The 12,922-nt window shown below is 67.6% G+C and carries 9 protein-coding genes and 1 tRNA gene; 1 reads left to right on the top strand and 9 read right to left on the bottom strand.

Translation table 11 applies throughout. From position 1 onward, the window contains the following. Positions 1-31: 31 nt before the first annotated feature. The 5 genes from lon to Y590_RS11255 form a co-directional block, all read right to left on the bottom strand. Positions 32-2,452 carry an endopeptidase La gene (lon, locus tag Y590_RS11275; protein ID WP_060769919.1) on the bottom strand — a complete coding sequence of 807 codons (2,421 nt, stop codon included), beginning with the start codon at positions 2,450-2,452 and terminating at the stop codon, positions 32-34. A gap of 267 nt (positions 2,453-2,719) precedes the next feature. Then, a complete protein-coding gene (gene clpX / locus Y590_RS11270) occupies positions 2,720-3,991 on the bottom strand; it encodes an ATP-dependent Clp protease ATP-binding subunit ClpX (protein WP_060769918.1) in 1,272 nt (423 codons plus the stop codon). Between the two features lie 251 nt (positions 3,992-4,242). Continuing rightward, positions 4,243-4,869, bottom strand: coding sequence for an ATP-dependent Clp protease proteolytic subunit (locus tag Y590_RS11265; RefSeq protein ID WP_003600395.1), 627 nt, complete (start codon positions 4,867-4,869; stop codon positions 4,243-4,245). Positions 4,870-5,000: 131 nt separating this feature from the next. Continuing rightward, the gene (gene tig / locus Y590_RS11260) at positions 5,001-6,437 is read right to left on the bottom strand and encodes a trigger factor (RefSeq protein WP_060769917.1); all 1,437 of its coding nucleotides are present in this window, start codon (positions 6,435-6,437) and stop codon (positions 5,001-5,003) included. 121 nt (positions 6,438-6,558) lie between these two features. Then, positions 6,559-6,643: transfer RNA gene (locus Y590_RS11255), tRNA-Leu, on the bottom strand. A 163-nt stretch (positions 6,644-6,806) separates the two neighbouring features. On the opposite strand from Y590_RS11255, the gene Y590_RS11250 reads away from it, so the two are divergent. Continuing rightward, the gene (locus Y590_RS11250) at positions 6,807-8,240 is read left to right on the top strand and encodes a multicopper oxidase family protein (protein WP_060769916.1); all 1,434 of its coding nucleotides are present in this window, start codon (positions 6,807-6,809) and stop codon (positions 8,238-8,240) included. A 6-nt stretch (positions 8,241-8,246) separates the two neighbouring features. Here the strand turns inward: Y590_RS11250 and Y590_RS11245 are convergent, their stop codons facing one another. The 4 genes from Y590_RS11245 to Y590_RS11230 form a co-directional block, all read right to left on the bottom strand. Then, the gene (locus Y590_RS11245; RefSeq protein WP_060772257.1) at positions 8,247-9,560 is read right to left on the bottom strand and encodes a B12-binding domain-containing radical SAM protein; all 1,314 of its coding nucleotides are present in this window, start codon (positions 9,558-9,560) and stop codon (positions 8,247-8,249) included. Beyond that, positions 9,557-10,936, bottom strand: coding sequence for a B12-binding domain-containing radical SAM protein (locus tag Y590_RS11240; RefSeq protein ID WP_060769915.1), 1,380 nt, complete (start codon positions 10,934-10,936; stop codon positions 9,557-9,559). The genes Y590_RS11245 and Y590_RS11240 overlap by 4 nt, the downstream gene beginning before the upstream one ends. A 138-nt stretch (positions 10,937-11,074) precedes the next feature. Continuing rightward, a complete protein-coding gene (locus Y590_RS11235) occupies positions 11,075-11,866 on the bottom strand; it encodes a class I SAM-dependent methyltransferase (RefSeq protein WP_060769914.1) in 792 nt (263 codons plus the stop codon). Positions 11,867-11,870: 4 nt separating this feature from the next. Beyond that, a complete protein-coding gene (locus Y590_RS11230; protein ID WP_060769913.1) occupies positions 11,871-12,686 on the bottom strand; it encodes a 2OG-Fe(II)-dependent halogenase WelO5 family protein in 816 nt (271 codons plus the stop codon). Positions 12,687-12,922 lie beyond the last annotated feature (236 nt).

Raw genomic sequence — 12,922 nt, 5'->3', positions numbered from 1 at the left:
GGGCTTCGTCCGTTCGATACGGGCGAGAGGATCAGTGGGCGAGGACCGCCGCGCCGTCCTCATCCCGCTTCGGCGTTTTGGCCGGGAGGGGTTCGTCCCACTCGATGGGCTCGGGCTGGCGCACGAGGGCGTGCTGCAGCACCTGATCCATCCGCGAGACGGGGATGATCTCCAGACCGTTCTTCACGCTGTCGGGCACCTCGGCGATGTCCTTGGCGTTCTCTTCCGGGATCATCACCGTCTTGATGCCGCCGCGGAGTGCGGCGAGCAGCTTCTCCTTCAGGCCGCCGATCGGCAGGACGCGACCGCGCAGGGTCACCTCGCCGGTCATCGCCACATCGCGGCGCACCGGGATGCCGGTGAGCGTCGAGATGATCGCGGTGGCCATGGCGATGCCGGCCGACGGACCGTCCTTCGGGGTCGCCCCCTCCGGAACGTGGACGTGGATGTCCCGGCGCTCGAACAGCGGCGGCTCGATGCCGAAATCGATGGCCCGCGAGCGGACGTAGGACGCCGCCGCCGAAATCGATTCCTTCATCACGTCGCGCAGGTTGCCCGTGACCGTCATCTTGCCCTTGCCGGGCATCATGACGCCCTCGATGGTCAGCAACTCGCCGCCCACCTCGGTCCAGGCCAGACCCGTGACCACGCCGACCTGATCGTCCGCGTCGATCTCGCCGTAGCGGAACTTCGGGGGCCCCAAGAATTCCGGCAGCGTCTCGGGGTTGGCCTCGACCTGCTTCACCTTGGTGATCAGGATCTCCTTCACCGCCTTACGGATCAGGTTGGAGATCTCGCGCTCCAGGTTGCGGACGCCCGCCTCCCGCGTGTAGCGGCGGATGAGCATCATCAGGCCGTCATCGGTGATCGACCACTCGTCGGGGGTGAGCCCGTGCTTCTTGACCGCCTCGGGGATCAAGTGACGACGGGCGATCTGGAGCTTCTCCTCCTCGGTGTAGCCGGCGATACGGATCACCTCCATCCGGTCCATGAGCGGGCCGGGGATGTTGAGCGTGTTCGCCGTCGTCACGAACATCACGTTCGACAGGTCGTAATCGACCTCGAGGTAATGGTCATTGAAGGTCGCGTTCTGCTCCGGATCGAGAACCTCGAGGAGCGCCGCAGACGGATCGCCGCGGAAGTCCATGCCCATCTTGTCGATCTCGTCGAGCAGGATGAGCGGGTTCGAGGTCTTGGCCTTGCGCATCGACTGGACGATCTTGCCGGGCATCGAACCGATATAGGTCCGACGGTGACCGCGGATCTCGGCCTCGTCACGCACGCCGCCGAGCGACATCCGGACGAATTCGCGGCCCGTGGCCTTGGCGATCGACTTGCCGAGCGAGGTCTTGCCGACGCCGGGCGGGCCGACGAGGCAGAGGATCGGGCCGGTGAGCTTGTTCGCCCGCTGCTGCACGGCGAGGTACTCGACGATCCGGTCCTTGACCTTGTCGAGGCCGAAGTGATCCGAGTCGAGGACCTGTTGGGCCCCGAGCAGGTCCTTCTTGATCTTCGAGCGCTTGCCCCACGGGATGCCGAGCATCCAGTCGAGGTAGTTGCGCACGACCGTGGCCTCGGCCGACATCGGCGACATCTGCCGCAGCTTCTTCAGCTCGGCGGTGGCCTTCTCGCGGGCCTCCTTCGTCAGCTTGGTCTTCTCGATCTTGTCTTCCAGCTCGGCCAGCTCGTCGCGACCATCCTCGTCGCCGAGTTCCTTCTGAATCGCCTTCATCTGCTCGTTGAGGTAGTACTCGCGCTGGGTCTTCTCCATCTGCCGCTTGACGCGGGTGCGGATGCGCTTCTCCACCTGCAACACGGAGATCTCGCTCTCCATCAGCGACAGCACGCGCTCAAGGCGCTGCGCCACCGTGGGGATTTCGAGGATCGCCTGCTTGTCGGCGATCTTGACCGCGAGGTGCGAGCCGACGGTGTCGGCGAGCTTGGACGGCTCGTCGATCTGCGTGACGGCGGAGACGACCTCGGGGGAGATCTTCTTGTTGAGCTTTACGTAGTTCTCGAACTCGGAGATCACCGAGCGGGCGAGCGCCTCGGCCTCGACGCGGTCGCCGAGGTCATCGGTGAGCGTGAGAGCCTGCGCCTCGTAATACTCGTCCGAGCGCACGAAGGACTCGATCTGCGCACGGCCGGCGCCCTCGACCAGCACCTTCACGGTGCCGTCGGGCAGCTTGAGGAGCTGTAGCACGGAGGCGAGCGTACCGATCGTGTAGATCGCGTCGGTGGCCGGATCGTCGTCGCTGGCGTTGATCTGGGTCGCGAGCAGGATGTGACGGTCCGAGCGCACGGCCTCTTCGAGCGCGCGGATCGACTTCTCGCGGCCCACGAACAGGGGCACGATCATGTGCGGAAAGACGACGATGTCGCGCAGCGGCAGGACGGCGTAGGAGCCCGTCGAACCGGGAACGACCGGCTGGCGCGATTTCGACTGGGTCATGGGTTCTTCCCTTATGTGTTGACGCCGGGCAGTCGCTCCTCAACGGCGAGCAAGCATCCTGCCAGGTGCCGACCGGGCCGCGAAGGGTCGGAAGCGGATAATCAGTTTGCGGCTGGTGGCGCGGGCCCGACCTTTCGGGGGATGAAGCGTGGAGCCCTGCGTTGAGCCTGAAATGGTCGTTGCGGCGGGCGCTTTCAAGCGCGGGCACCCCCCGGAACGAAAAAGGGCCGCCGGCTCAAAAACCGTGCGGCCCCGGATGTTTGCCGGTCAGGCGCTGACGCTGGCCGGGGCTTCCTTGTTGCGGTCGCCATGGATGAAGAGCGGCCTGGATTTGCCCTCCACCACCTCCGGCCCGATGACCACCTGCTCGACGGAATCGAGGCCCGGCAGGTCGTACATCGTATCGAGGAGGATGGTCTCCAGGATCGAGCGCAGGCCGCGGGCGCCGGTCTTGCGCTCGATGGCCTTGCGGGCGACGAGGCTGAGCGCCTCGTCCTGGAAGGTCAGCTCGACATTCTCCATCTCGAACAGCCGCTGGTACTGCTTGACCAGCGCGTTCTTGGGCTCCTGCAGGATCTTCTTGAGGGCCTCCTCATCGAGATCCTCCAGCGTCGCCAGAACCGGCAGACGGCCGACGAATTCCGGGATCAAGCCGAACTTCAGCAGATCCTCGGGTTCGACCGAGCGGAACACCTCACCGGTGCGGCGATCGTCGGGCGCCTGGACGCTGGCGCCGAAGCCGATCGAGGTTCCCTTGCCGCGCTGGGAGATGATGCGCTCGAGGCCCGCGAAGGCGCCGCCGCAGATGAACAGGATGTTCGTGGTGTCGACCTGCAGGAACTCCTGCTGCGGGTGCTTGCGGCCGCCCTGCGGAGGCACGGAGGCGACGGTGCCTTCCATGATCTTCAGGAGCGCCTGCTGCACGCCCTCGCCCGAGACGTCGCGGGTGATCGAGGGGTTGTCCGACTTGCGGGAGATCTTGTCGATCTCGTCGATGTAGACGATGCCGCGCTGCGCCCGCTCGACGTTGTAGTCGGAGGCCTGGAGCAGCTTGAGGATGATGTTCTCGACGTCCTCACCGACATAGCCCGCTTCGGTCAGCGTGGTGGCGTCGGCCATGGTGAAGGGCACGTCGAGGATGCGGGCGAGCGTCTGCGCGAGCAGCGTCTTGCCGGAGCCCGTCGGCCCGATCAGCATGATGTTGGATTTGGCCAGTTCGACGTCGTTGTGCTTCGTCGCGTGGGCCAGCCGCTTGTAGTGGTTGTGCACGGCGACCGAGAGAACCTTCTTGGCGAAGTCCTGGCCGATGACATAGTCGTCGAGGACGCGCCGGATCTCCTTGGGGGTCGGCACCCCGTCGCGGGACTTCACCAGCGAGGACTTCGATTCCTCGCGGATGATGTCCATGCACAGCTCGACGCACTCGTCGCAGATGAACACCGTCGGGCCCGCAATCAGCTTGCGAACCTCGTGCTGGCTCTTGCCGCAGAACGAGCAGTACAGCGTGCTCTTCGAGTCGTTGCCGCCTGTCTTGCTCATGTCGGTCTCCGGTTCGCGGGCGCGGCCCCAGCCAGGAGGACACGCGCGTCGTTCATACGATGTAAGCGCATCCGCCTAAAGAAACAGTCACACAGGGCGGATGCGTCGGGATTGAGGCACTGTCATCCCGATGCAATCATGCAGCCGGCTCGGGATCAACCGGCCTATGGGCTGGGGCGGGCGCCCAAAGGACGCATGACCCGACATGGTCGGGCCAGCGGCCCCGGGGCGCCTCAGGTTTCTGGTCCTACTCAGGCGGCGGCCGGCTCGGGACGCTTGTGCAGGATATCGTCGATCAGGCCGAACTCCTTGGCCGCGTCGGCGGTCATGAAGTTGTCCCGCTCGAGCGCCTGATGGATCGTCTCGTACTCGCGGCCGGTATGCTTCACGTAGATCTCGTTCAGGCGCTTCTTGAGCGCCTCGATCTCGCGGGCGTGGATCAGGATGTCGGTGGCCTGACCCTGGAAGCCGCCGGAGGGCTGGTGCACCATGATCCGGGCGTTCGGTAGGGCGAAGCGGTGGCCGGCCTCACCCGCGGCCAGCAGGAGCGAGCCCATCGACGCGGCCTGGCCGACGCAGAGCGTCGTGACGGGGCAGCGGATGAACTGCATCGTGTCGTAGATCGACAGGCCCGAGGTCACCACGCCACCGGGCGAGTTGATGTAGAAGGAGATTTCCTTCTTCGGGTTCTCGGCTTCCAGGAACAGAAGCTGGGCGACGATCAGCGACGCGCCCTGGTCCTCGACGGGACCGGTGAGGAAGATGATCCGCTCGCGCAGAAGCCGCGAGTAGATGTCGAAGGCGCGTTCGCCGCGGCTCGACTGCTCGACCACCATGGGCACGAGCGAGTTGTGGAAGTAATCGACCGGATCTCTCATTTCAGCCCTCGGCTCCGGGTCCGGCCCCGGGGCGAATCGCCCGAGGCCGGATGGTTACAGCGAACACGGCAAGCGTTAACGCCGCCTGATCTCAAAGATCGCCGCCCGCCGCGGAGCCGGTGGGTCGGCGATCAGCCGGCAGCCTTGTCGGCCGCCGCCTCGTTGTTGGACTCGCTCGGCTTCTCGTCCGTCGCAGCCCCGCCGGTCACGGCGTCGGCCTCGTCGTCTTCGGCGAAGAGCGCCTCCTTGGAGACGGGTTCCTCGACGACCTGGACCTGACCGAGGACATGGTCGACGACCTTCTCCTCGAACAGCGGCGCGCGAAGCTCGGCGAGCGCCTGCGGATTGTTGCGGTAGAAGTCGTAGACCTGCTTCTCCTGGCCCGGGAACTGCCGGATCCGGGCGAACAGGGCCTGATTGACCTCGTCATCCGAGACCTTGATATCGGCGGTCTCGCCGACTTGCGCAAGCACCAGACCGAGCCGCACGCGGCGCTCGGCGATCTTGCGGTACTCCGCCTGCGAAGCCTCCTCGGTGGTGCCCTCGTCCTCGAAGGTCTTGCCGCGGGTCTTCAGGTCCTGCTCGACCTGCGCCCACACGGCGGCGAACTCCTGGTGGACGAGGCTCGGGGGCAGGTCGAAGGCGTACTTGCCGTCGAGCGCGTCGAGCAACTCCTTCTTGAGCTTGCGCCGGGACTGGGCCTCGTAATCGGAGCCGACGGCCTTGGAGACGGCCTCCTTCAGCTTCTCGAGGTCGTCCATGCCGAAGCGCTTGGCGAGCTCGTCGTCGATCTTGGTCTCGCCGGGAGCGGCGACGGCCTTCACGGTCACATCGAACTCGGCGTCCTTACCGGCGAGCTGCTCGGCCTGGTAATCGGCCGGGAAGGCCACCTTCACGACGCGGCTGTCGCCGACCTTGGCACCGACGAGCTGGTCCTCGAAGCCGGGAATGAAGGTGTTGGAGCCGAGCTCCAGATCGACGTCCTCGCCCTTGCCGCCCTCGAACTCGGTGCCGTCGATGCGGCCGACGAAGTCGATGGTGACGCGATCGCCGGATTGGGCCTCGGCCCCCTCCTCGCGCGGCTCGAAGGAGCGGCTGTCCTTGGCCATACGCTCGAGCGTCTCGTTGACCTCCTCGTCGGAGGGCTTGAGCACGAGCTTCTTGATCGACACGTCGGAGAGGTCGGCCAGCTCGAAGCTCGGCAGCACCTCGAGCTTCACCTTGAAGGCGAGGTCGCCCTTGGCATCGAGCGCGCGCTCGATGATGGTCTGCTCCTCGTCCTTCGGGAACTCGATCTGCGGCTCGAGCGCGAGGCGCAGGCCCTTGTCGGCGACGATCTGCTGGTTGGCCTCGTTGACGGCGTTCTGCAGCACGTCGGCCATCACCGACTTGCCGTAGACCTTGCGCAGATGCGCAACCGGCACCTTGCCGGGGCGGAAGCCCTTGATCTGGACCTTGCCCTTGATGTTCGAGAGCTCGGTGTTGAGGCGATCCTCAAGCTCGGTCGCGGGGAGGAGCACCTGAAACTCGCGCTTCAGCCCCTCGGAGGTCGTCTCGGTCACCTGCATCGTCGTTCGTCCGCTGTTTTCTAAAACCGCAATCTCGTCTTCGCGTGTCGCTTGCGCCAGGGAAGCCCCCATGCGGAAGCTCCGGCGGGAACCGCTCGGGTTCCTGACGCCGATACGGACATGGTGCGGGCGGAGGGGCTCGAACCCCCACGTCTTGCGACACTGGAACCTAAATCCAGCGCGTCTACCAGTTCCGCCACGCCCGCGAGCGCCATCGACACGAGCCCGGATACCGGGCCGTCGAAGCGCGCGTCTATAGCACGCGCACCCGAGCCCGCAGCAAAAAACTTGCGAGGCACCGCGTGCGGTGGCGGGTCGGACGAAGCCTGTCTACAACGCGAGCCCGACCGGACGACGACGCGAGACGCCATGCGAAATCCCGACCCGACGGCCCAGCCCGCGCCGGGATCGCTCTCACGGCGCGATCTGCTCGCGGGCAGCGCCGCCCTCACCCTGATGCCGTGGACGGCCTCGGCGCAAGCGCCGGCCGGAAAGGCCCCGCCCTCGGAGCCGAAATCCATCAAGGCGGCACCGGCCAAGCTGCGCCTGAAGCCCGCGCCCGAGACGGCCGTATGGCGTCTTGGCGAAGCGGAAGCGCCGATCCTGCGGATCAAGCTCGGCGAGGCGGTCCGCCTGCGCGTCGAGAACGGGACCGACAAGCCGCTCTCGCTGCACTGGCACGGGGTGCGGATCGTCAACGCCATGGACGGCGTCGGCGGCGTCACCCAGGAGCCGATCAAGCCGGGCGCGCGCTTCACCTACGACTTCACGCCCCCGGATGCCGGCAGCTTTCTGATCCGCCCGCTCGTCGTCGGCGGATCGAGCGAGCCGTCGGGCCGGGGCATCGCCGGCATGCTGATCGTCGAGGAGCCCTCCCCGCCCCCGGTCGACGGGGATCTTGCCCTGCTCGTGCAGGATTGGCGGCTCGATGAGGCCGGCGCGCTCCAACCCTTCGGGCAGGTCGCCTTCGCCGCCGCGGCCGGGCGGCTCGGCAGCGTCGTGACGCTCAACGGGCGGCCGATCCCGCTCGCACTCGACGCGCGGCCCGGCAGCCGCCTGCGCTTGCGGCTCGCCAATGCCTGCAACGCGCGCAGCCTGCGCATCCGCTTCGACGGGCTGAAGGCTTATGTCGCGGCGGTGGACGGGCAGCCGACCGACACCTTCGAGCCGCTGAAGGCGACGCTCCCCTTCGCGCCGGGCACGCGCTACGACCTGCTCCTCGATCTCCCCGCGCAGGCGGGACCGGCCGGCACGATCACCGCGCTGGTCGGGCAAGGCCTGCCGCTGGCGACGCTGACCGCCTCCGGCGAGCCCGTGGCGCAATCCGGCCGCGCCGTGATCGGCTCGATCCCCGAGAACAAGCGCCTGCCGGCCGAGATCCGGCTGCAAAGCGCGCTTCGCCGCGAACTCGTGCTGACGGGCGGCGTGCGGCCCGACAAGACGAAGCCCGGCGCCGAGACGCCCTATTCCGGCGATCCCGCCAAGATCTGGCTGATCAACGGCGCGAGCGGGGCGCCGGGGGCAGCGCCCCTGTTCTCGGTCAAGCGCGGTGGGGTCGTGGTGCTGTCGATCCGCAACGACACCGGCTTCATCCAGAGCCTGCACCTGCACGGCCACGTCTTCCGCCTGCTGCATCAGCTCGATGACGGCTGGGAGCCCTACTGGCTCGACACCGTGCAGATCCCGGAAGGGCGCAGCGCCCAGATCGCCTTCGTCGCGGACAATCCCGGCCGCTGGCTGCTCAGCGCGACCGTGCTGGAGCGGTTCGACACCGGGCTGTGGACGAGCTTCGAGGTGAGTTGAACGTTCTCACCGGGGCGGCGGAAACGTCCAGAAGAACTCGCCCGAGCGCCCCCCCTGGAGCGAGGCCTGCCGGGTCAGGAAGCGGCACTCCGCCGCGAGGGCGGCCTCGCTCCAGCCGGTGCAGGACAGCATCTTCAGGGAGACCGGGTCGTAGTCGAGGCGATGCTCGGGGGGAGAGCGCACCATCAGGCCCGAGGGCAGCACCACGCAGTGATAGACTCGCAGCGCGCAGGGCAGCCGGCGGGCGCGCTCGAAGTTGCGGCGAAAGGTTTCGGGATTGTCGCCGGGCAATCCCAGGATGATCTCCACGGCGAGGCTCGCCACCGCATCGAGCTTGGCGAAGGTCTCGTCGAAGCGCCGTTCGTCGTAGCTGCGATCGACATGGGCCAGCACCGCATTGTCGAAGCTCTGCAGGCCGATGCCGACATAGGCGTTGCTGACGGTGGCGAGGAAATCGAGGTGCTCCTGCCGCACCGCCGCCGGATAGACCTCGCAGATCAGCCCGTGACGCTCGAAGAAGCCGCTCTCCTCGGCAGCGCGCCGGAGATTGAGGAAGGCATTGCGGTTGAGGTTCAACCCGGCATCGACGAGGAGCGCCGCGTAGACATCGTGGCCGGCGATGGCCTCGAACTCCTGGGTCAGATGATCGACCGCGCGCACGCGTTTGGGTGATTCCATCGTGCCCCACTCGCAGAACGAGCAGGTGAACGGGCAGCCCCGGTAGGTCTGGAGCACGCCGAGGCCGCCGTGCTGCACGAGGTTCAGCGCGTAGGGTGAGGCGAGGCTGTCGAGGTTGGCGAGCGGGCGTGCCGGGGTCTCGCGCCAGCCCGCGCCGTCCCGGACGGCGACGCCGCGCAGGGTGCCGAGCGCGGGCGGCGTGCGCTGTTCAAGCGAGACGATCTCGAGAAAGGTCTCCTCGCCCTCGTTGATGACGAGGACGTCGATGTCGTCCGCCGCTTTCGAGAACGGCGGACGCGCGAACATGACCGGCCGCGCGGAGGGGCCGCCGAAGACGACGAGCCGCGTGGGGTCGTCTTGCTTGATGAGCACGGCGACGCGGCAAAGGAAGGGCAGCGACCAGAGATAGGCCGAGAAGCCGACGATGTCGGGGTCGAAAGCGGTGATCTCGCGGGCGACCCGCTCGGGGTCGCCACCGGTCAGATCCCAGACCCGGCAGACGAAGCCGGGAAGGGCGGCGGCGCGCAGGGTGGCCTCGACCATGCGCAGGCCGAGATTGGGCACGAAGCTCGGCATCGCCGGATCGCGCTCCGGGTACTGCGCCACCAGCGCGATGCGCAGGCCGGAGCGGGCCGCTTTCATCGCGCGGCGGCCTGCCGCCACGAGGCGCGGGCTTGGGTGACGCGCTCGGGCTGGCGGGGAAACGCCCACCAGAACTCACCGGCCTTGCCGCCGGCGGCAAGCGCCCGGCGGCGCAGTTCCGCGCGGGTGCGCGCCACCGCGTCCTCGTTCCATCCCTCGCAGGAGCGCATCGTCAGCGTGTGCGGGTCGAAGCGGACGTTCCATTCGGGCCGGCTGCGGGTCAGCAGCGCGTCGGGCAGGACGAGGCAGTGATAGACCCGGACGCTCGCGGGCAGAGACAGGGCGTAATCCAGGGTGCGGAAGAAGCCCTCCGGCGTATCGCCGGGCAGAACCGCGATGATCTGCAACTCGATATTGGTGACGCGGGCCAGCGCCCGCACCGCCGCCTCGAAGCGGGGCGAATCCGAGGGGCGGTCGTGCAGGCGCAGCACCGCCGGGTCCATCGACTGCATCCCGACGCCGAGATAGGCGGTGCCGATCTCCTCGATGAAGGCGAGGTGCTCGTCGCGCACGATCGACGGATAGATCTCCGCCCAGAGCAGGGATTCCTTGAGGAAGCCCGAGCGCTGGTTGGCGAGCCGAAGATTGCGGAAGGCGCCGATGTTCAGGTTGAGGCCGGCATCGAGCAGGAACACCGCCGGCGCCTCCAGGGTGCGAAAGGCGTCGAGCTCGCGAGCGATGTAATCGGCCGAGAAAGAGGCCTTGCTGTTCTCCTTCGTGCCCCACTCGCAAAAGCGGCAGGAGAGCGGACAGCCGCGGAAGCTTTCGAGATAGGCCACGCCGCCCTGGGGCATCAGCCCGTGGGCATAGGGCGAGGCGATCCGGTCGAGGGCGGCGATGGGCGGGCGCCGCTCGGTCCGCAGCCAGCCGGTTGCGGTCGGCAGCGTCAGTCCGCGGACCCGCTCCCACGCGGCCCGATCGCGCTGCGGCAGCCGCGCGATCTCGCAGATGATCTCCTCGCCGTCGCCCTCGACCACGGCGTCGAGATAGGCATGAGCCGGGCGGTAGGGTTCGAGATCGAAGAAGGCGGATCGCGCCGAGGGACCGCCGAAGACGATGGCGAGCGAGGGGCGGCGCGCGCGCAGGGCCCGCGCCACCGCGATCATGGCCGGCGCCGACCAGACATAGATCGAGAAGCCGACAAGATCAGGCTCGAAATCCAGAATCTCCGCGACGTAAGCCTCGATATCGGCGGTGCGCCGGTCGAACAGCCGCACGGACGCGTCGGCGAGACCGGGATCGCCGAGCAAGGCCGCGTGGATGCGCCGGATGCCGTAGCTCGGCAGCAGCAGCTCGCCGAGTTCCTGCGCATCGGGGCGCGGCGTCATGCAGACGAGGGCGATGCGCCGATGCGTGGGGGAGGACGGCTCAAGCATGGTTTCGCGATGACCGGAGGGACGCCCGATGCGATCAGGCGTGAGGGAAGCGAATTTAAGGCCTCGGCAGAACTTGGGAGATCCGATCGACGCGGCGCGCCCTCTCATCGTCTTGAGGCTGCGGCAGCCGGATCCGCGTCATCGTTTGTCGAGGCGACAATAGAGGTAGTGCAGGCAGCCGAGGCGGTGCAGTTCCCGCAGGACGTCACCCCCGGTCGGCTGGCCGCGTCGATCCGAGGCGATGGTGTGATAGCTCGGCTCGGTGTTCGCGGTGGCGTCGGTGATCCGCAGGGTGAAGCCGGCGGCCTCCGCATCGCGGCGGATCGCGTCGAGATCCGCCCATTTGTCGGGCCAGGGGCCGAAGGCGGCCTCGAGCCCGTCCGCGAACAGCGCGACCCGCTCCGGCGGCAGCGGTGGCCGGGTGAGGACGATGTCGCTCATCACGAGAACGCCCTTTCGGGTCAGGACGCGGTGCGCCTCGCCGAAGAAGGCGCGCCGGGAGGCGAAGTGGAACGCCGCTTCGACGCAAAGGAGCCGATCGAACGCGGCTTCCGCGAAAGGCAGGCGGCAGGCATCGCCCGCGACCCAGGCGGCGTTACGCGGCCGGTCGTCATGGCGAAGTCCGACCGCGAGTTGGCGCGGATCGAGGTTGAGCCCGATCACCTCCACCTTGGGATCGCTCCGCCGGATCGCCCGCAGGGTCCCGCCGAAGCCGCAGCCGACATCGAGCACATTGTGGCCCGGTGCGAGGTCGAGCCACGCGACGAGCGCCGCACTCAACCGTTCCTGCGCCTGCGCGAAACCCGCCCGCGCCCGGGCCGGACCGATCGCCCCCGGCGCGTCCCAGTGTCCGAGATGGACATGATCGATCGCGGCACCCTCCGCGACCGCCGCGAGGAACGCGTCGAAATAGGCCGGAATCCGCGCCACCCGCCTAACCCCAGCAATGGACGGCGTCACCGGTGCGGGATCGGGCCATGAAGGAGCAGGCGGTCCAGCGCAGGCGGGCGCCTTCCACCGGCGTGACCTGATGGAGGAAGCGGCCCGAGCGCAGGAGCACGATGGTCCCGGCATCGACGTCGAAGGCGTGGCGAGCAAACCGCGCGAGGTCGGGCTTTTCTATCGGGCGATCGCGATTCTGGAACCGGCCCGACCACGCCTCCGCCTTGGCGTCGAACACTTCGAGCATCCCGCCGCGCTCGGCCTTGGACAGGGTCAGCACGAAGGAGAAGATGTCACCCTGGACCACACTTTCGAGGTGGCGGTAACTCGGACGATTCTTCTGCTCGTTGTCGAAATGCGGGGGGATGTAGCCGCCCTCGTGATGCGAGCGCAGGGTCGTGGCCATGTATGTCCGCCCGTCATGCAGGGCGGGTGGGCTGTAGGGCCGCCCGCCATCCAGGCGCGAGAGCAGTGAGAGGATGCGGGTCTCGAACCCGCCCCATGGCGCCATCAGTTCCCCGAGGCTGCGCGTGAAGCCGGGCGCCATGTCGAAGTAGGCGCGCAAATCCGGATCCGCGAGGTTCAGGTTCATCCCGTAGAAATGCGACCGGAACGGCGCGGGGAACGAGGTCGTGGGAAAGCCCTGCCGGTTGGCCGCGAGGTCCGCGACGATCGACGCGCATTCGGCGGACGTCAGGACGTTGCGGATGACGACGGCCTGAAGCGCATCCTCCCGCAGCCGTGTCAGCGCGTCGGCATGGGCCGAGGCCTCGGCGGCGTCGATCGAGATCGTTTGCAGAAACGGCATCGCCCCATCCCCTCGCCCGGATTCCGGCGTTCCTCGACCCTTAGAGCCGTATCCGACCCCATTGCATCAGGCGGGCGTCTCTGGCGCATTGTTTTGACGCGCATTCTTTCGACGAACCGGTGGCCACTTCGTCGGAATGCGCTCTGGTGTCTCTCACAAAACTCCCGCTGCGCCGCCATGCCCGGATCGGAAACGATCGGTGATCGGGAGTTTTGCAAGGCACTCCTAAGACCGGT

The sequence above is a fragment of the Methylobacterium sp. AMS5 genome (assembly GCF_001542815.1).
Classification (GTDB): domain Bacteria; phylum Pseudomonadota; class Alphaproteobacteria; order Rhizobiales; family Beijerinckiaceae; genus Methylobacterium.
The sequence above is the reverse complement of the archived record's forward strand: the minus strand, read 5'-3'. Positions and strand labels throughout refer to the sequence as shown.